At 59.6% G+C, this 16,872-nt stretch carries 18 protein-coding genes; 7 read left to right on the top strand and 11 right to left on the bottom strand.

Going from position 1 to position 16,872, the window contains the following annotated elements:
- Window positions 1-18 precede the first annotated feature (18 nt).
- From aqpZ to JFU11_RS02990, 3 genes are all read right to left on the bottom strand, one after another.
- Window positions 19-717, bottom strand: coding sequence for an aquaporin Z (aqpZ, locus tag JFU11_RS03000; RefSeq protein ID WP_123360374.1), 699 nt, complete (start codon window positions 715-717; stop codon window positions 19-21).
- A gap of 344 nt (window positions 718-1,061) precedes the next feature.
- The gene (locus tag JFU11_RS02995; RefSeq protein ID WP_123721903.1) at window positions 1,062-1,667 is read right to left on the bottom strand and encodes a pyridoxamine 5'-phosphate oxidase family protein; all 606 of its coding nucleotides are present in this window, start codon (window positions 1,665-1,667) and stop codon (window positions 1,062-1,064) included.
- Between the two features lie 18 nt (window positions 1,668-1,685).
- Window positions 1,686-2,171, bottom strand: a complete 486-nt coding sequence (locus JFU11_RS02990; RefSeq protein WP_123721902.1) for a GNAT family N-acetyltransferase — start codon at window positions 2,169-2,171, stop codon at window positions 1,686-1,688.
- A 140-nt stretch (window positions 2,172-2,311) separates the two neighbouring features.
- On the opposite strand from JFU11_RS02990, the gene JFU11_RS02985 reads away from it, so the two are divergent.
- The 4 genes from JFU11_RS02985 (at window position 2,312) to JFU11_RS02970 (ending at window position 4,965) form a co-directional block, all read left to right on the top strand.
- Window positions 2,312-2,737, top strand: coding sequence for a nuclear transport factor 2 family protein (locus JFU11_RS02985; RefSeq protein ID WP_007898742.1), 426 nt, complete (start codon window positions 2,312-2,314; stop codon window positions 2,735-2,737).
- 129 nt (window positions 2,738-2,866) lie between these two features.
- Window positions 2,867-3,211: a YciI family protein gene (locus tag JFU11_RS02980; protein WP_201059721.1), complete on the top strand. Its 345-nt coding sequence runs from the start codon at window positions 2,867-2,869 to the stop codon at window positions 3,209-3,211.
- Between the two features lie 27 nt (window positions 3,212-3,238).
- Window positions 3,239-3,730, top strand: a complete 492-nt coding sequence (locus tag JFU11_RS02975) for an SRPBCC family protein (protein ID WP_052966489.1) — start codon at window positions 3,239-3,241, stop codon at window positions 3,728-3,730.
- The gene (locus tag JFU11_RS02970) at window positions 3,730-4,965 is read left to right on the top strand and encodes an RNA polymerase sigma factor (RefSeq protein WP_201059719.1); all 1,236 of its coding nucleotides are present in this window, start codon (window positions 3,730-3,732) and stop codon (window positions 4,963-4,965) included. Before JFU11_RS02975 ends, JFU11_RS02970 begins: the two co-directional genes overlap by 1 nt.
- Window positions 4,966-5,104: 139 nt before the next feature.
- Here the strand turns inward: JFU11_RS02970 and JFU11_RS02965 are convergent, their stop codons facing one another.
- On the bottom strand, window positions 5,105-5,959 hold the full coding sequence (locus JFU11_RS02965; protein ID WP_201059717.1) for a LysR family transcriptional regulator: 855 nt from the start codon (window positions 5,957-5,959) through the stop codon (window positions 5,105-5,107).
- Window positions 5,960-6,048: 89 nt separating this feature from the next.
- Between JFU11_RS02965 and JFU11_RS02960 the strand changes: the two genes are divergently transcribed.
- Window positions 6,049-6,486 (top strand): multidrug/biocide efflux PACE transporter, encoded by a 438-nt coding sequence (locus JFU11_RS02960; protein ID WP_123721898.1) that lies wholly within the window; start codon window positions 6,049-6,051, stop codon window positions 6,484-6,486.
- Between the two features lie 249 nt (window positions 6,487-6,735).
- On the opposite strand, the gene JFU11_RS02955 is transcribed toward JFU11_RS02960, so the two are convergent.
- From JFU11_RS02955 to JFU11_RS02940, 4 genes are all read right to left on the bottom strand, one after another.
- Window positions 6,736-7,458 carry a TylF/MycF/NovP-related O-methyltransferase gene (locus tag JFU11_RS02955; RefSeq protein ID WP_007898747.1) on the bottom strand — a complete coding sequence of 241 codons (723 nt, stop codon included), beginning with the start codon at window positions 7,456-7,458 and terminating at the stop codon, window positions 6,736-6,738.
- Window positions 7,455-8,321: a hypothetical protein gene (locus JFU11_RS02950; RefSeq protein WP_007898748.1), complete on the bottom strand. Its 867-nt coding sequence runs from the start codon at window positions 8,319-8,321 to the stop codon at window positions 7,455-7,457. Before JFU11_RS02950 ends, JFU11_RS02955 begins: the two co-directional genes overlap by 4 nt.
- Window positions 8,322-8,509: 188 nt before the next feature.
- Complete coding sequence (locus tag JFU11_RS02945; RefSeq protein ID WP_201059715.1) at window positions 8,510-10,126, bottom strand: inorganic phosphate transporter; 1,617 nt, start codon at window positions 10,124-10,126, stop codon at window positions 8,510-8,512.
- Between the two features lie 131 nt (window positions 10,127-10,257).
- Entirely contained in the window at window positions 10,258-11,280 is a 1,023-nt protein-coding gene (locus JFU11_RS02940) for a transporter (protein WP_007898751.1), read from the bottom strand.
- A 275-nt stretch (window positions 11,281-11,555) separates the two neighbouring features.
- Here JFU11_RS02940 and JFU11_RS02935 point away from each other — a divergent pair, with 275 nt between their 5' ends.
- Together JFU11_RS02935 and JFU11_RS02930 are read left to right on the top strand one after the other, a co-directional pair.
- A complete protein-coding gene (locus JFU11_RS02935; RefSeq protein ID WP_201121220.1) occupies window positions 11,556-13,181 on the top strand; it encodes a methyl-accepting chemotaxis protein in 1,626 nt (541 codons plus the stop codon).
- 111 nt (window positions 13,182-13,292) lie between these two features.
- On the top strand, window positions 13,293-13,727 hold the full coding sequence (locus JFU11_RS02930) for a hypothetical protein (protein ID WP_201059711.1): 435 nt from the start codon (window positions 13,293-13,295) through the stop codon (window positions 13,725-13,727).
- On the opposite strand, the gene JFU11_RS02925 is transcribed toward JFU11_RS02930, so the two are convergent.
- The 3 genes from JFU11_RS02925 to JFU11_RS02915 all read right to left on the bottom strand — a co-directional run bounded on the left by JFU11_RS02925 (window position 13,724) and on the right by JFU11_RS02915 (window position 16,705).
- On the bottom strand, window positions 13,724-14,902 hold the full coding sequence (locus JFU11_RS02925) for a GAF domain-containing sensor histidine kinase (protein ID WP_123721894.1): 1,179 nt from the start codon (window positions 14,900-14,902) through the stop codon (window positions 13,724-13,726). The genes JFU11_RS02930 and JFU11_RS02925 overlap by 4 nt on opposite strands.
- Before the next feature lie 158 nt (window positions 14,903-15,060).
- Complete coding sequence (locus tag JFU11_RS02920; protein WP_008009882.1) at window positions 15,061-15,366, bottom strand: PepSY domain-containing protein; 306 nt, start codon at window positions 15,364-15,366, stop codon at window positions 15,061-15,063.
- 211 nt (window positions 15,367-15,577) lie between these two features.
- On the bottom strand, window positions 15,578-16,705 hold the full coding sequence (locus JFU11_RS02915; RefSeq protein ID WP_123721893.1) for a glycerophosphodiester phosphodiesterase: 1,128 nt from the start codon (window positions 16,703-16,705) through the stop codon (window positions 15,578-15,580).
- Between the last annotated feature and the right edge of the window lie 167 nt (window positions 16,706-16,872).

The raw sequence follows: 16,872 nt of genomic DNA, 5'->3' as shown, positions 1-16,872 counted from the left end.
TTCGCGTTATGTCCCTTGTTAGCTGTCCTCTTTACCCAGCCATCGATAGGTCACGCCGCCGATGACTGCACCCAGAATCGGCGCCAGCCAGAACAGCCACAGTTGTTGAATCGCCCAGCCGCCGACAATCAGCGCCGGGCCCGTACTGCGGGCCGGGTTCACCGAGGTGTTGGTGACCGGAATCGAGATCAGGTGGATCAGGGTCAGCGCCAGGCCGATGGCGATGGGCGCCAGTCCGGCCGGGGCGCGTTTGTCGGTGGAGCCGAGAATGATCAGGATGAACATGGCGGTCATCACCAGTTCACTGACAAAGCCCGCCGCCATCGAGTAGCCGCCTGGCGAGTGTTCGCCGTAGCCATTGGATGCAAGGCCGCTGGCCAGTTCGAAGCCCGGTTTGCCGCTGGCGATGAAGTACAGCAGAGCCGCTGCGATGATCCCGCCAATCACTTGGGCGATGATGTAGGCGGGCAGTTCTTTGGCAGGGAATCGTCCGCCGACCACCAGCCCGACCGAAACCGCAGGGTTGAGATGACAGCCCGAAATGTGGCCAATAGCGAAGGCCATCGTCAGCACCGTCAAACCGAATGCCAGGGACACCCCCAGCAAACCGATCCCCACGTCCGGAAACGCCGCCGCCAGGACCGCACTGCCGCACCCCCCTAACACCAACCAGAACGTCCCCACCAATTCTGTAGCCGAGCGTTTGAACAAAGACATAGCGAATTCCCCTGTCGAGATAACACTGTCGTTGTGCATCCAGCAGATGGACTACAGAACCATCTCCATAACCTTGGCTGAGTACAGCAGGGTTTTAATGAAATTCCAGTGACCATAAAAAACCGCCACAGCCCGTGTTCAAAGGATTGTGGCGGTTCGCAGATCTAATGTGGGAGCGGGCTCTGTGGCGAGGGGGCTTGCCCCCGTTCGACTGCGAAGCAGTCGTAAAACCAGTCACCGCTTTCTAATTCAAGATCGCGGTGACTGTTTTTAGGGGGGCTTCGCGCCCCAACGGGGGCAAGCCCCCTCGCCACAATTCGCTCCCACAGTGGTGAGTCGTTGTGTCAGTAGAGGCTATCGCGCACTCTCGCCGGTGCTTCCCGGTCATACGCTTCGGCATCGAACTGCCCATCGTTCAGGCGCTTATGAAACGCCCCGGCGGTCGGCAGGGCAGAGCGTTCGAGGTGTTTCTGCGGGTTCCACACATCCGAACGCACCATCGCTTTCGAACAGTGAAAATACGCCGCTTCCACCGTCACCAGCATCACCGTGCGTGCCGGTTTGCCGTTGACTGCAAAACTCTCCAGCAACTCGGGCTCGGCGCTGATCTGCGCCGTGCCATTGACCCGCAATGTCTCGCCTATCCCCGGAATGATGAACAGCAGCGATACTCGCGAATCGAGCACGACATTGCGCAGCGTGTCGATGCGGTTATTGCCCGGTCGATCCGGGATCGCCAGCGTGCGTTCATCGACGATCCGCACGAAACCCGGCGTATCGCCACGCGGCGAGCCGTCCATGCCGTCGGGGCCGACCGAGCTGATAATCACCAGTGGCGAGGCGCGGACCATCGCCTGATAGTCCTCGTTCAGAAACGGGATCTGCTTGCGCACTGCGCGGTCATGGGGCAGGCCGTAGATCGCTTCCAGCGCTTCGATTGAATGCAACATCGTTCATCCCTCTACGAATCAGAAAACCAGCCCCATCCGCCGCTCGTAACCGATCCGGCCTTTGTACGCTTCGCCGCTGTCGACAAAGCCATATTTGGCATACAGCGCGATGGCCGACTCATTGTCCGCATCCACCGACAACTCCAGCCCTTTGATTTCCGGCCAGGCCTGGCGCGCAACCTCGGGCAGGGCTTGCAGGCAGGCTTTGCCATAGCCTTTGCCCTGTGCGCGGCGATCGACTTGCAGGGCGTGCAGAGTGGCGCTGTGTTCATCGGCCCAGGCCGGCAGCACCGGCGGGCGCTTGAGCAGCAGGAAGGCCACCGGAACATCCTCCGCCAGCAGGGCAAAGCCTTTGACGCCAGGGCCCGGCTTGGACAGCAAGGTGTGCAACGCACCATGAATGTCGCCGGAGAATTTGATTTGTTCGGCGTGGATTTCGATCGCCTCGACCTGTTGGCGCTGCAAGGCGTTCAGGCTTTCGTAAGGCACGAGTCGGGCAGTCACTGGAGTGTCCTTTTTCCAACGGAAATGAGCCTCGGATTCTAGCGAATTTGCACCCATGGATTATTTTTATTTCGGTTGTCGATTTGGCTTTTCGCCAGACGACTAAGGGTGTCTTCAACAAAAAAACACGGAGAACCATCATGAATGCTCAGACACAAATCCATAACCTGATCGAGAACTATCGCCAGGCGGTCATCGCCAAGGACGTGGAGAAGGTCATGGCCCTGTACGCCGACGACATCGTCTCCTTCGACGCGGTCAAAGCCCTGCAATTCAAGGGCAAGGCGGCCTACCGTGCGCATTGGCAGGAATGCATGGAGATGTGCCCTGGCCCGCACATTTTCGAGTTCCACGAGATCGACATCGTGCCGTCGCAGGAGATCGCTTTCGCTCACTGGCTGGCGCATTGCGGCGGCACCAATGAAAAGGGTGAAACCCAGGCTTGCTGGATGCGCGTCACCGCGTGCTACCGCCAGGAAGCGGGGCTATGGCAGATCGTTCACGAGCACTGGTCGGCACCGTTCGACATGACGAGCGGCGCGGCGCTGTTCAATCTGGAACCCTGATGGTCGGTCTGATTCGTCGGGCTGTTTATCGGAAAGCAACGCCAAAGCACCCATCTGCAGCCATAGTTGATCAGTTCGATCAGGGCAGAGCTCCAAGAGATGGAGAGCCCCAAAGAATGGAGAGTCCCCATGAAGTATTTATGCCTGGTCTACAGTAACGAGCACGAGTTGCACTCGCTGCCCGAAAGCCCCAATGACGCCGAGTGCATGGCTTACGCCGAGTCGATCCAGGGCAGCGGCCGGATGATCGCCGCCGAAGCGCTGGAGTCGGTACAGACCGCGACCACCGTGCGCATGCGCAACGGCAAAATGTCGGTCACCGATGGCCCGTTCGCTGAAACCAAGGAGCAGTTGGCCGGCTTCTACCTGATCGATGCCAAGGACCTCAATGAAGCCATTCAGGTCGCCGGCAACATTCCTGCGGCCCGGGTCGGCTGTGTCGAGGTGCGGCCCGTTCGCCAGTTGAATCCCTAAAATAACAATTACAACAGGAGTTCTTTCATGAGTCCGCAATCCGTCCAGCGAAAACCGGCCAAATTCGAGCTGTCCATCAGTCGCCTGATCGATGCGCCGCGCAGCAAAATCTTCCGCGCCTGGACCGAGCCCGCGCTGCTCGCCCAATGGTGGGGGCCTCACGGCATGACCACGCCCGAGTGCGAAATGGACCTGTGGGTGGGCGGTCAGTTTCGCACCCTGATGCGGGCGCCGGATGGCTCCGAGTACCCGACCATGGGCGTGTTTCTGGAGATTGTCGCCCCGGAGCGTCTGGTGTTCACCGACGCTTTCCTTCCCGGTTGGATTCCCTCCGGCAAGCCGTTCATGACCGCCGAAGTGACGCTCGAAGACCGGGACGGCAAAACCCTCTACACCGCTCGCGCCATGCACTGGAGCGAAGAAGATCGTCAGGCGCACGAGGCCATGGGGTTTCATGACGGTTGGGGGCAAAGCCTCGATCGGCTGGAGACGCTGGTGACTGAAGGCATGCCGGACTGATGCCTGGCGAGTCGGTACGGGCGCGAGTCGAGCAGGTCTACCGCGAAGACTCACGGCGGATTCTGGCGACCCTGATCCGTCTGCTCGGCGATTTCGACCTCGCCGAAGAAGCGCTGCACGAGGCGTTCTTCGTCGCGGTCGAACGCTGGCAGCGTGACGGTGTGCCGGACAATCCGCGTACATGGCTGGTGTCCACCGGGCGCTTCAAAGCCATCGATGTGTTACGTCGGCGTGCGCGTTTTAACGCATCCCGGCCGATGTTGATCGCTCAACTGGAAGCGCTGGAGCAGGCTGACTGGAGTGATGAAGATGTGGAAGACGATCGCTTGCGGCTGATTTTCACCTGTTGTCACCCGGCACTGGCGGCGGACGCCCAAGTGCCGCTGACCCTGCGTGAAGTCTGCGACCTGACCACGGAAGAAATCGCCCGGGCCTTTCTCTCGGCACCGGCCACCATCGCCCAGCGCATCGTGCGGGCCAAGGCCAAGATTCGCGACGCGAAAATCCCTTATCAAGTGCCCACCCTGGCGGAACTGCCCGAACGTCTCGACAGCGTGCTGCGGGTGATTTACCTGGTGTTCAACGAAGGGTATTCGGCGTCTATCGGCAACGAATTGACCCGAGAAGACCTGACGCGCGAAGCGATTCGTCTCGGTCGGTTGTTGATGGAGTTACTACCCGAACCGGAGGTGATGGGACTGCTGGCGCTGATGCTGTTGCATGAGTCCCGGCGCCCGGCCAGGACTTCTCCCGACGGCGAGCTGATTGTGCTGGACGAGCAGGATCGCTCGTTGTGGGACGCCGAGTTGATTGCCGAAGGCTGCGCACTGGTGGAGCAGGCGCTGACGACACGGCGCTTCGGGCCTTATTGTCTGCAAGCGGCGATTGCGGCGGTGCACGCCGAAGCGCCCACGGCGGCGGAGACGGACTGGCCGCAGATTGTCGGTTTGTATGATGTGCTGCTGCGGGCCGTGCCGTCACCGGTGATCGAACTCAACCGCGCGGCGGCGCTGGCCAAGCGAGATGGCCCGTTGGCCGGGTTGACGTTGATCGAAGGGATTCTGGCGCGGGGCGAGTTGCTGGATTACCACTTGGCGCACTCGGCGCGGGCAGAGTTTTACCGGCAGTTGGGGAGGGTGGATGAGGCGCGAGCCGCGTATGAACGGGCGCTGGAATTGACACAGCAAGTGCCGGAGCGGCGGTTTATCGAGGGGCGATTACGGGAGTTAGGATGATCATGGATGTGCGGTGCGGCAGCGGGTCTCATCACGGGCAAGCCCGCTCCCACAGTGGATTGATGATGTGCGCAAAATCTGTGTCCGACGCACAACCCTGTGGGAGCGAGGCTTGCCCGCGATAAGGGCCGCAGGACCTTCACTCCAACATCTTGCTCAATAACCAACTCCCCGCCGGCCCCGGTGGATGCAGCCGCGACCACAGCGCGTCGACGCATACCGGTTTCGGCCAGCCGCGCACATTCAGCTCCACCAGCAAGCCAGCCCCGAACCGCCCCACCAACCACCGAGGCAACGGCGCCCAGCCGAATCCGCCCTGGGCCATTTCCAGCAGCATCAGGTAACTCGGCGCCGACCAGACGCGCCCCTTCGCGCGGCTTTCATACGGATTGACGATCGTCGCCAGACGCAGCTCGCGGTGCTGTTGCAGCACGTCCTGATCGATTCCCTTCAGCTTCGCCAACGGGTGAGCGTGGGACACGAACAGGGCGATTTCCGTGCGCTCGTCCACCGTCGAACTGACCAGGTCGGGTGGGTAGCTGTCTTGCATCTCAGCGAAGGCGACATGCGCTCGACCGCGTTGCACCAAAGCCACCAGGTCATCGCATTCGGCGATCAGGCATTCAAGTTCCAGGTCTGGATAACGCTGCTCGAAAGCACTGAGCGCCGCTTCGAAACGGTCGGACTGGTAAGTGTCGGAAATCGCCACCGTCAGCTTCGGCTCGACGCCTTGGGACAGTTGGCTGGCGGTCATTTCCAGGCGGCTGGTGGCGGCCAGAATCTCTTCGGCCCGCTGCAACATGACGTGCCCGGCCGGGGTCAGGCTCGGCTTGCGGCTGCTGCGGTCGAACAGGGCTAGGTTCAGGTCGATTTCCAGGCTGGCCACTGCGGCGCTGATGGTCGACTGACTGCGACCGAGCTTGCGCGCCGCTGCAGAAAACGAGCCTTGAGTCGCCGCCTGGACAAACGCCAGCAACACTTCGTGGGAAGCCATGAGCTATCGCCTTGATCGATGGTTATTGGTTATGAAGTATCGGTGTGATGACAGATCATGGCAACCATAGTCACTCAGGGAGTCTGGCCATGAACGCCAACAAATCCATCACTGAACGAATTTTCCAGGCCATCGGTTTCGAACTGCTGGCGATATTGATCTGTACCCCGCTGCTGGCCTGGGTCATGGACAAACCCATGCTGGAAATGGGCGCGGTAACCATGGCCATTGCAGTCCTTGCCCTGGCCTGGAACGTGGTCTTCAACGGCTTGTTCGACCGGTTGCTCAAGCGCTTTGCCATTGTGCGTAACGCTTGGGTCCGCGTGGTGCATGCGCTGTTGTTCGAAGGCGGTCTGGTCGCGTTTGGCGTGCCGTTGATTGCCTGGTGGCTGAAGGTCAGCCTGTGGCAGGCGTTCCTGCTGGACATCGGCGTGCTGCTGTTTTTCCTGCCGTACACCTACGTATACCACTGGGGTTACGACGTGGTACGTGAGCGGCTGTTGGTGCGCAGGGCTTGCGAGGTTTAAAAAGCAAAGATCGCAGCCTTCGGCAGCTCGTTGATTGAGTACAACCATGTACCCGATCGGCGTAGGAGCTGCCGAAGGCTGCGATCTTTTGATCCTGGACCGGCTGGGTCAAGTCATCCAATCCACAACCTGAAAAACAACACACAACCTGTGGGAGCGGGCTTGCCCGCGATGAGGCAGGTACATTCAACATCAATGTTGTCTGTCATGCTGCCATCGCGGGCAAGCCCGCTCCCACAGGGTTATGTGTCAGACGTGGAAGTAGCCTACACACGAATCAAACGGCAGGCGCTTGAGTTCGATCTTGTTCAGGTCGAGCACTTCGCGCAGGGCTTTGGTTTCGCCAGGGAAGTTGCGGTAAGCCACTTCGTCCAGTACCACGATCGCGCCTTTTGGCATGTACGGCAGGAAAGTTTCCAGCGCGACTTTGGTCGACTCGTACAGGTCGGTGTCGAGGATCAGCATCGCCACCACCAGGTCCGGACGGGTCTGGACCCACTCCGGCACGGTTTTGACGATGTCGCCTTTGACCAGCTCGCAGCGCGGGATACGGTTGACCGGGCGCAGCAGGTCGTTGGCGTCGATCATGTCCTGGATCAGCGACTGGTCGGTGTCGGAGAACATGGTCTCGTTGACGTCCGCCGGGTCTTCTTTCTTGTCGATGCTCTGGAAGCCTTCGAAGGTGTCGAAGCCGATAATCGAACGGTTGATCGCGTAGGGCTCCAGGATCATCGACAGGTGCATGTAGAGCATCAACGAGTTGCCCTTGTACACGCCGCACTCAATGATCGCGCCCGGGATTTCGGCGACTTTCTTGAACAGCTCCATGCGCGACAGAGCAGCGGTAACGCCGATACGGTTGGCGAAGACGAACGGTGCGTCGGCCACGTACTCGGCATCGACCCGTTTCAGGACGTTGGCACGGGTTTCGTTGTACTGGGCCTCGGCAGGCGTGATGCGACGCTTGGTCATTGGTCGATTCCTTGGAAATTCGAAAAGTCGTGGGCGTGGAAATAGTCTTTGAAACCGGCGCCGACGTCAGGGCAAGCGCTGTCGACGTTGATCGCGCCGCGCTTGTGCTTGAGGTCGTCGAGGTGCATCAGGCGGAAGTCCACGCTGAAGCGGGTTTGTTCGGTGTGATTGGCGACCGTGCCGTGCAGATGCGAGCCGGAGAAGATCAGCATCTCGCCGGTATTGCCGGCGATGCGCACTTCAGACGCGGTGTTGATCGCCTCCAGCGGCACCGGGTGCACGCGGACTTCCTCTTTGAGGTTATCCTTGGCCTTGTGCCGCTGGTTGTTGATCCAGTCGTTGAGGCTCCATTCGCTGGAGGTGTTCTTCACCGGTACGTCGAAGTAACCGGCGTTGATCATCATGGTCTGGTCGGGGCGAATGGTATGCACCGGCATCCAGGTGTTGATCTGGCAATCGACGCTGCCGTACCACGTGTCGCGATGAGGCTTGTAGGCGTAGCTGACACCAGCGTGCAGGTAGTCATAGTTCGGCACCACGCGAATACGCGGCACGTCGAAAATGTACTCGCGCGGGTCGACACCGATCTCGTCGATAAACGACAGGATCAGGTCCTTGGCGCGCTGGCTGTTGGTGAACTGGCCTTTGAGGCGCGTCACCAGTACCACGAATTCTTCCACCGGCATCAGCGTGTGCAGCGCCTGGTGATTGGTCTCGCCGTCGAAGGCGGCGGTGATGCTTTCCTGGGCGAACGCACACAGCTCTTTGGCGGCGCGCAGCTGAGTGTTCAGGAAGATGTCGCCGGCGTAGATGGCTTCTTTAAAGTCAGCTTTGTGCTGAAGCTGATTGATATACAGATTCACGATTCCACTCCTGAATGCATCGAGTCTCTTATGAGTCGGCCACACGTTAGCAAACTGAAGTGCAATCCGGCGGGTGGTGGATCAATAAAGGCGCAATCCCCTGTATTTGCGACGAAATGCTTTCGCCGGGCAAAAAAAATCCCGACTCGGAAACAAATCGGGACTGGCCCCTGTAGGAGCTGTCGAGGTTAGAACAACTTGGTGAACAACCAGTACAAACTGCCCGATAACAGAATCGCCGCCGGCAAGGTCAGCACCCAGGCCATCAGCAGATTTCGGATGGTCTTCATCTGCAAGCCGCCACCGTTGGCGACCATGGTCCCGGCCACGCCGGAAGACAATACGTGGGTGGTCGACACCGGCAGGCCGAACATGTCGGCAGCGCCGATGGTCAACATCGCCACGGTTTCCGCCGAGGCGCCCTGGGCGTAGGTCAGGTGCGTCTTGCCGATTTTTTCGCCGACCGTCACCACAATGCGTTTCCAGCCAACCATGGTGCCCAACCCCAGGGCGATGGCCACCGCGATCTTCACCCACAGCGGAATGAACCGCGTGGCGTTGTCGATCTGTTGCTTGAACAATTGCAGCTTGCCGGTGGTGTCGGCGTCGAAGTTGCCGACCTTGTTCTTGTCCATCAGGCGAATGGTTTCGCTGGTCAGGTACATGTCGTTACGCACGTTGCCCATCGCTTCGGCCGGGACTTTCGACAGCGAGCCATACCCCTTCACTTCGTTACCGATGTGGCCCGCCAGTGCGGCGAGGGCGGGGATCAATTGCGGCGTGGCTTCCTTGCTGCGCATGTAATCGGTCAGCACCGGGCGTGGATCGGCGGGCGCCGGCAGCGGCGAGTTTTTCATCAGTGCTTGCTGGGTGACTTCCGCCACGGCAGCGAACTGCAGGGCCTGATCCGCCGGCATGGTCCGGTTCAGCGCATACGCCATTGGCAGGGTACCGACCAGAATCAGCATGATCAGGCCCATGCCTTTCTGGCCGTCGTTGGAACCGTGGGCGAAGGACACACCGGTGCAGGTCAGAATCAACATGCCGCGAATCCACCACGGTGGCGGAGTGTTGCCCTTAGGTGCCTTGTACAGCGCGCGATTTTTGACGAAGGCGCGCAACGCCAGCAGCAACAGCGCGGCAAAGGCGAAGCCGATCAGCGGCGACAGCAGCAACGCGTAACCGACCTTGGTCGCCTGGGCCCAGTCCACGCCACTGGTGCCGTCGCGGCCATGCATCAGGGCGTTGGCCACGCCGACACCGATGATCGAGCCGATCAGGGTGTGCGACGAAGACGCCGGCAAACCCAACCACCAGGTGCCGAGGTTCCACAGGATCGCGGCGATCAACAGCGCGAAGATCATCGCGAAACCGGCGGAGGAACCGACTTGCAGAATCAGCTCCACCGGCAGCAGGGCGATGATGCCGAACGCCACCGCGCCGCTTGAAAGTAACACCCCCAGAAAGTTGAAGAACCCGGACCAGGCTACGGCGAAATTCGGCGGCAAGGAGTTGGTGTAAATCACCGTCGCCACAGCGTTGGCGGTGTCGTGAAAACCGTTGACGAACTCAAAGCCCAAGGCAATCAGCAGCGCGACGCCCAATAGCAGAAACGGCGTCCAGGTGGTGACCACCGTGCCGAGTTCGCTCATGTCGTGCATCAGGCTGTAAGCGGTGAATAACAGCCCGCTGCCCAGCACCGCAAAGAACATCACGATGGTGAGCAGGCCGGGTTTTTTATCGAGCTGCGGCTTGGCGCTGCTGGCGGGAGCCTGGGCAGCGCTGGTGAAGGAAGGCGTAGCCATGCCGGATAATCCTGAGCAGAGAAGGAGTATCGGTCATGATCGTTGCTAAATATTACAGAGAGGCTGCGCTGGGTCAGTGTTTGGTTTTTTTGTGGGGCAGGCAAACATCTGTGGCGAGGGGGCCGAAGTATTCAATAATCCTGGCGCTTGCGAAACGCCCAGCGTCCGGCAATCAGGGTAAACGTCGCGACCAGCGCCACCAGAATCCAGAACCCCTCCGGATCGCCGGAAAGCGGCACGCCGCCGACGTTCATGCCGAAGAAACCGGCGATGATGTTAATCGGCAGCGCCAGCACCGTGACCACGGTCAGGGTGAACAGCGTGCGGTTGCTCTGTTCGTTGAGGTTGGCGGCGATTTCTTCCTGCAACAGCTTGATCCGTTCACCGAGGGCCGTGAGGTCGTTGATGATCAGCGCAAACTCCTCGGTGGACTTGCGCAGCTCCTTGACGTCTTCCTTCTGCAACCATTGCGGCGGGCGATTGAGCAGGCGTAGCAACGACCCGGGCTCCAGCGCCAGCAACCGCTGCAGGCGCACCAGCACCCGGCGGTTGGCGCCCAGCTCAGCCCGGTTGGTCGACAGGCGCGAAGACAGCAACTCATCCTCGATCTGATCGACGCTGAGGCTGGTCTTGCGCACGATCTGCGTCAGCACTTCGCCCTGATCGCGCAGCAAATGCACCAGCAATTCCAGCGGTGAGCGAAAGCATTCACCGGCCTTCACTGAAGAGCGCAGCTTGTCCACCGAGTGCAGCGGTTGCAGGCGTGCGCTGATGATCAGCCGACTGCGGGCGCAGACCCACAGCGTCGAGACATCCGAAGAGACCATGCTGCTGAGGTTGAACACCACGTCGTTGACCACCGCCAGCAACGCTGAATCGACATGCTCGATGCGCGTCGAGCGAGAACCTTCGTGCAGCGCCTCGAAAAATTCATCAGGCAATGCCAGATGGCTTTTCATCCAGCGCTCGCACGCGGCATGGGCCAGGTTCAGGTGCAGCCAGAGGAATTCATCACTGTCGTCTGGTTGTTGCAGGCAGTGCAGCGCCTTGGCCGAATCGATCTCTCGGCCACGCTCGCCGGGGCGAAAACTGAAACCGTAAAGCAGGCCGAACAGATCGGAATCTCGATGGCGTTGGTCAATGCTGTGATTCATGAGGTCTCGCTGTGAGGAGGCGCCTGTCGCAGGTTTCACAGGTTCACTTGAGCCCCATCATCGCAACGTATGTTGAAGGTTTTGTGACAATTTGGTGGCGCCGAAAATCCGCCTCCATGCCGATGGTCGGAAGCGCTCAAGAAAAGCTCTGGCACGCCGATGAGACAGATGTTGATCTTTCGATTCCAGTCGTTAATCAGCGTTGCTGACAGGGATGTCCGGACACCTTGCACGCCTATAAGTCGTGCTTCATCCCTGCCATGAGATATCCCTCGATGTTTTTGCAAAAGTCCCTCAGAGCACAAATTCTCGCCCTGTTGAGTGGCAGCCTGTTGGCGATGTTGCTGATCGCTTTGGCCTGCTTTCACTTTCTGTCCAATGGCGTTCAGAACTACGCGAACCTGATCGAAGGCCCGCTGCACACTTCACAACTGATCGATGAAGCCAACCTGCAATTCAAGGTGCAGGTTCAGGAATGGAAAAACGTCCTGCTGCGCGGCAAGCAACCTGCGGACCTTGATAAATACTGGAAGCAATTCGAGGACGGCCAGCGCAATGTGCAGGGCATCCTCGGTGAACTGGCCGGGCAGAAGGGCATCGAGCCGCAACTCAAGGCTCGCATCGAACGCCTGCGTGAAGAGCATCGTGTATTAGGTGCGGCCTATCAGAAGGGCCGGGATGCCTACGTGGCGGCCGGTGCTGATCCCGCGGCCGGCGACAACGCGGTCAAAGGCGTGGACCGTGCCGCCAGCGAACAGATGAATGAACTGGTCAGCGAACTGCGCAAGCAGAGCATCGAGCAATCGAAGCTGATCAGTGCCAGCGCCGATCAGACGGTGTGGTTGGGGCTTATAGTGATGCTGGTGTCGGGTCTGCTGATTGGCCTGTTGAGTCTGTGGCTGGTCAACCGCAACCTGGTGGAGCCGATCCGTAAACTGATCGATTACGTGGCACAACTCAGCCAGGGCCGCTTCGCCGAGCGCGTGGCCAGTACCCGTCAGGATGAGTTGGGCAACCTGGCCAAGGCCGCCAACACCCTGCGCGATTTCCTCGCCGAAACCTTCAGCCGCTTGCAGCGCAGCGCGTCGGACCTGGACAGCGCCAGCGGCGAGTTGAATTCCATCGCCAGCGTCATGACCAGTGGCACCAACGAGCAGTTCAACCGCACCGATCAGGTGGCCACGGCGATGAACGAAATGTCCGCCACCGCGCAAGAAGTCGCGCGTCACGCAGCCGACGCGGCACGTGCGGCCGATGACGCCGACCAGTCCGCCCAGCAGGGCGAAAAAGTCATGCAGGGGACTATTCACACCATCACCCAAATGCGCGGCGAAATCGCCAACACCGCCACGGTCATCCGTCGTCTGGAAGTCGACAGCGGGCGCATCGGTAAAGTGCTGGAAGTGATTCGCGGCATCGCCGAACAGACCAACCTGCTGGCGCTCAACGCCGCAATCGAAGCGGCCCGTGCCGGTGAAGCCGGGCGCGGCTTTGCGGTGGTCGCCGATGAAGTACGCAGCCTGGCCCAGCGCACGGCAGCGTCGATCATCGAGATCAATCAGATCATTCAAACCGTGCAAACCGGCGCAGTGGACGCGGCCCAGGCTATCGAAAGCGGTCAGTCGCGCAGCGAAGAAAGCGTCGAGCAAGTGACCCAGGCCGGCGCCATGCTCGAGCGCATCACCCATGCCGTGGAGGCCATTCGCGACATGAACCGCCAGATCGCCACCGCCGCTGAAGAGCAGACTTCAGTGGCCGAAGACATCTCGCGCAACCTCACCGAAATCACCAGCATCGCCAGTACTAACCTGGATAACGTGCAGCGCACCGAAGCGGCCAGCCACAATCTGCATGGCTTGTCGGGGCAGTTGAATGAAGTGACGGCGCGGTTGAGCGCCTAGTGAAATGGGCTGTGTATCGGTTCGGTTACCGAATCGGTACACAGTCGCTCTCAAGTTTATGCCGTGCCCGTCGATGACGGATTTACCCAAACTCCACATTGGATAAATCCCATGGTCAGCATCAGCTCCGTTTCGATCAATCAGACCCTGTCGACCTCTTCAAGCAAAGTCGCGATCAACGACAGCACCGAAGACACCTCAGTCGCAGCGACGACTGAGGCGTTCAGCGATACCACCAAGGTTGCCGCTGGCGGTGCACCCGCGTCGAGCGACAGCAGTTCCAGCAGCAGCGAATCCGATACGGTGAAACAACTGCGCAAGCAGCTCGCCGAGCTGCAAAAGCAATTGCAGGAACAACAGCAACAACTGCAAGCGGCCCAGGCCAAGCAAGACAGCGCCGAAGCGAAAGCTGCGAACGTTGCGGCGGCTCAGTCGCAGGTTGCGGCTACTTCGGCTTCGTTGCAGACGGTGACGGCGGCGTTGTTGCAGGCATTGCAGGATGAGGGTGGCAGTACGTCGGGTTCGGTGGTCAGCACCACCGCTTAAGTCCGTGAGGGCAAGCTGAAGGTAAACGTCGTGCCCTGTTGCTCGGTCGATACCACCTCCAGTTTCCCGCCATGGGACTGCGCAATCTGACTGGCAATGTACAACCCCAACCCGAGGCCGGCCTGCGGTGTTGCGCTGGCTGGTTTCGAGTAGGGCTGGAACAGATGCGGCAGCGCATCTTCGGCAATCAGCCCCTGATTATTGACACCCAACACAAAGTGTCCTTCCTTGACCTGCGCACTGACCTCGATCGGGCCGTTGGGATCTCCGTGGACAACGGCGTTCGCCACCAGATTGGATAGCAATTGCGCGACTCGTTCGCGATCGCAATGGATGTTGCTCAGGTCGCCAATCGACGACTGAATGACGCGTTTAGGGTGAATGCTCTGGATCTCGGAAATCACATGCCGCAACGCATCCGCCAGATCCGGGCACGGCTCAATATTCACCGGAATACCTCGACCCAGTGAACCTCGCGCGAAGTCCAGCACATCGTCCACCAGTTTGCTCGCACGCCGAGCGCTGGTGAGGATGTGCCGGGCCCGTTGTTCATTCGCCGGGTCAGAGACTTTGCGCAGGAGCATTTCGGCGCCGGCGCTGATGGCGAACAAGGGGTTGCGCAGGTCATGGCCGAGCACGGCGATGAACTGTTCGCGCAGTTCGGCGGTTTGGCGTTCCTTGATCAGCGCCGTTTCGGTCCGTTGCAGGTTTTCTTCGGCTTCGATCTGCAGCGCGAGCATCCGGGCGAACGATTCCATGGTGCTCTGGATCGTGCTGGATTTGAGCGGCGCCGGATTGGGATCAAGGGCGCAAATGGTGCCGAAAAAGCGCCCGTCAGTGCGCAATATCGGGACGGCAATGTAGCTTTCGAGTTGATAGGTCTGAGGCGTGTGGTGATCGCGATAGAGCGGATCTTCACTGGCCTTGTCGATCACCACCGAGTGGCGGCCCTGGCGGATTTCGTTGCACAGGGTGGAGACCAGGTCCAGTTCATCGCCCACCTGCAAACCGAAATCCAGTCGATCGAGCACTGCGCAGGCAGTCCAGGCCTCTTCGGTAACACGGGCCACCGCTGCGAACCGCAAGCCGGTCAACTCGCTGATCACCTGAAGAATCGCCGGTACCGCGCTGATCCGGCTGATTGTGGCGATGTCTGCTGCCGCTGTTTGCCCCATATCCTTGGTTCTCTACTTCAACATGCCAAATGGTTTTGAGGGATTCTAGCGGGCTTGCGCGAATTGTCGCGGCTTCGTTCGTCGCTTCAGCGAACTGCTGACGCCGAACGCAAAAAAGCCGCACAACCCGTAAGTCGTGCGGCTTTTGTGCTGTTGAATCACGTGTCTTGTTTGTTGCTCAGAACCTTGCCGGTAGTGGCATCGAAGTCCACGTCCCACTCGGTGCCGTCAGCCATACGCAGTTCAACTTCATATTCGTAGCCGTTGAAGTGGTTATCCAGGTCGGTGTCGGTAATCGTGGCACCCGGGTGCAACTTCAAGGCAGCCTGGTTCAGTTCTTCCAGTGGTTTGATCTTGCCGCTCTTGACCAGCTCAGGGATCTGGTCGACGCGAACGTCAGCCTGGGCCAGGCCAGCGGTGAGGGTCAGGGCAGCAGCAGTGAACAGGGCAGTTAAGGTTTTCATGAAGTTCTTTCCTTGGATGAGCTGTTTAAGTGGGATCAGGTTAGCTCGCGCAACTTAATTCACCCTTAATGGCCTGTGGCGACCTCAACAGATAAGCAGGCCAGTCAGAAAGCAATCGCGGGCAAGCCACGCTCCCACAGGTTTTGCGCAGACCTTGTGGGAGCGTGGCTTGCCCGCGATGGGGGCGACGCGGTGTCGGGTCTGGTGCCTATCAATACCCGTTGTTCTGCAACAACTGCGCAACGCTCGCCGCTGCCGGACGCTTATAGAAATTCAGCAGTTCGCTGGCGCGGTTGGTGAAGATGCCATCGACACCGGCATCCGCCACTTTCTGGTAATCCACGGCATCGTCGATGGTGTAGACATGCACCAGCAGGCCCTGATCGTGGGTGTACTGGTTCATCCACGGTTTCACCAGGTCCGAGTAGCTCTGATCGCCACCCTTGGTCAGCGCGGCTGAAGGGCCGGTACCGATAGCGCCCTGGGCCTTGGCGTACTCGACCCATTGCTGGAATTCGGCTTTGTCTTTTGGTTCCTGCTTGGCGTAGTAGGTCGCTTTGTCCTTGTCACCGGACTCGGCGAACGTCACTTTTGATTTCGGCTCAATGCTGCCTTCGCCCACCCACAGCAGCAGGATTTTCGGTACTTGCGGCATTTCCTTCTCAAGCAATTCGAGGCTGCTCTTCTCGAAGGTTTGCAGCACTACTTTGCCTTTGCCCTGGCCGACCGCCAGATTGCTCTTCGCCAGTTTCGAGCCGGTAGGGCTCAGCCAGCCGCGGTCCTGCAATTTATCCTTGAGGTCACGCTCGATGCCGGGAAACTGCTTTGGCTCTTTGGTTTCGATGTACAGACCCGGCTTGTGCAACGGGTTGCCCTGGGCGATATCGATGATTTCGTCCAGGGTCAGGATCTTCAGGCCTGCGTAAGACGGACGCGCGCGATCCGGGTAAGCGCTGTTGAACCAGCTGCCGGCATCCAGGGTTTTGAGTTCGGCGATAGTGAATTCGTTGGCCAGGCTGTCCTTGCGCTCAGGGAATTTGGTGGCGACGTCGGTGGTGCGTTGCAGGTTGTTGTCGTGCAGGGCGAACAACACGCCGTCCTTGCTGCGTTGCAGGTCCATTTCCAGGTAGTCGGCGCCCAGATCGCGAGCCAGTTTGTAGGCCGCAGCGGTGGATTCCGGTGCATCGAAAGACGCACCACGGTGGGCAATCACCGCCGGGTGCGGAATGCCCAGACGGGTCGCTAGTGCGGTGGGGCTTGGCTCGTTGGCGGCCTGTGCCTGGCCGAGTCCGAGCATCAGGCTCAGCAGCAGGGCGCTCTTGGTGAAGGTGACAGGCATGGTCGAAGTCCTTTTGCGATGGATTTTCAAAGACGTATCTTTTAACAACTGAGCGCCGCTTGCGCTATCGCAAGACCGACATAAACGTGTTTAAAGGAGTTTTTTTCAGCGCTTTTGTGCGGTTCTTTGCAGTACTCTTGGCCCCGGCAATTTCCCCGGCAGAGGGA

Source organism: Pseudomonas sp. TH37, from assembly GCF_016650735.1.
In the GTDB taxonomy this organism is placed as follows: Bacteria; Pseudomonadota; Gammaproteobacteria; order Pseudomonadales; family Pseudomonadaceae; genus Aquipseudomonas; species Aquipseudomonas farris.
The sequence above is the reverse complement of the archived record's forward strand: the minus strand, read 5'-3'. Positions and strand labels throughout refer to the sequence as shown.

Excerpts from the sequence above, each read along its gene's own strand:
- aqpZ (WP_123360374.1), bottom strand. The coding sequence starts at position 717 with ATGTCTTTGTTCAAACGCTCGGCTACAGAATTGGTGGGGACGTTCTGG.
- JFU11_RS02995 (WP_123721903.1), bottom strand. The coding sequence starts at position 1,667 with ATGTTGCATTCAATCGAAGCGCTGGAAGCGATCTACGGCCTGCCCCAT.
- JFU11_RS02985 (WP_007898742.1), top strand. The coding sequence starts at position 2,312 with ATGAATGCTCAGACACAAATCCATAACCTGATCGAGAACTATCGCCAG.
- JFU11_RS02980 (WP_201059721.1), top strand. The coding sequence starts at position 2,867 with ATGAAGTATTTATGCCTGGTCTACAGTAACGAGCACGAGTTGCACTCG.
- JFU11_RS02975 (WP_052966489.1), top strand. The coding sequence starts at position 3,239 with ATGAGTCCGCAATCCGTCCAGCGAAAACCGGCCAAATTCGAGCTGTCC.
- JFU11_RS02970 (WP_201059719.1), top strand. The coding sequence starts at position 3,730 with ATGCCTGGCGAGTCGGTACGGGCGCGAGTCGAGCAGGTCTACCGCGAA.
- JFU11_RS02965 (WP_201059717.1), bottom strand. The coding sequence starts at position 5,959 with ATGGCTTCCCACGAAGTGTTGCTGGCGTTTGTCCAGGCGGCGACTCAA.
- JFU11_RS02960 (WP_123721898.1), top strand. The coding sequence starts at position 6,049 with ATGAACGCCAACAAATCCATCACTGAACGAATTTTCCAGGCCATCGGT.
- JFU11_RS02955 (WP_007898747.1), bottom strand. The coding sequence starts at position 7,458 with ATGACCAAGCGTCGCATCACGCCTGCCGAGGCCCAGTACAACGAAACC.
- JFU11_RS02945 (WP_201059715.1), bottom strand. The coding sequence starts at position 10,126 with ATGGCTACGCCTTCCTTCACCAGCGCTGCCCAGGCTCCCGCCAGCAGC.
- JFU11_RS02940 (WP_007898751.1), bottom strand. The coding sequence starts at position 11,280 with ATGAATCACAGCATTGACCAACGCCATCGAGATTCCGATCTGTTCGGC.
- JFU11_RS02935 (WP_201121220.1), top strand. The coding sequence starts at position 11,556 with ATGTTTTTGCAAAAGTCCCTCAGAGCACAAATTCTCGCCCTGTTGAGT.
- JFU11_RS02930 (WP_201059711.1), top strand. The coding sequence starts at position 13,293 with ATGGTCAGCATCAGCTCCGTTTCGATCAATCAGACCCTGTCGACCTCT.
- JFU11_RS02925 (WP_123721894.1), bottom strand. The coding sequence starts at position 14,902 with ATGGGGCAAACAGCGGCAGCAGACATCGCCACAATCAGCCGGATCAGC.
- JFU11_RS02920 (WP_008009882.1), bottom strand. The coding sequence starts at position 15,366 with ATGAAAACCTTAACTGCCCTGTTCACTGCTGCTGCCCTGACCCTCACC.
- JFU11_RS02915 (WP_123721893.1), bottom strand. The coding sequence starts at position 16,705 with ATGCCTGTCACCTTCACCAAGAGCGCCCTGCTGCTGAGCCTGATGCTC.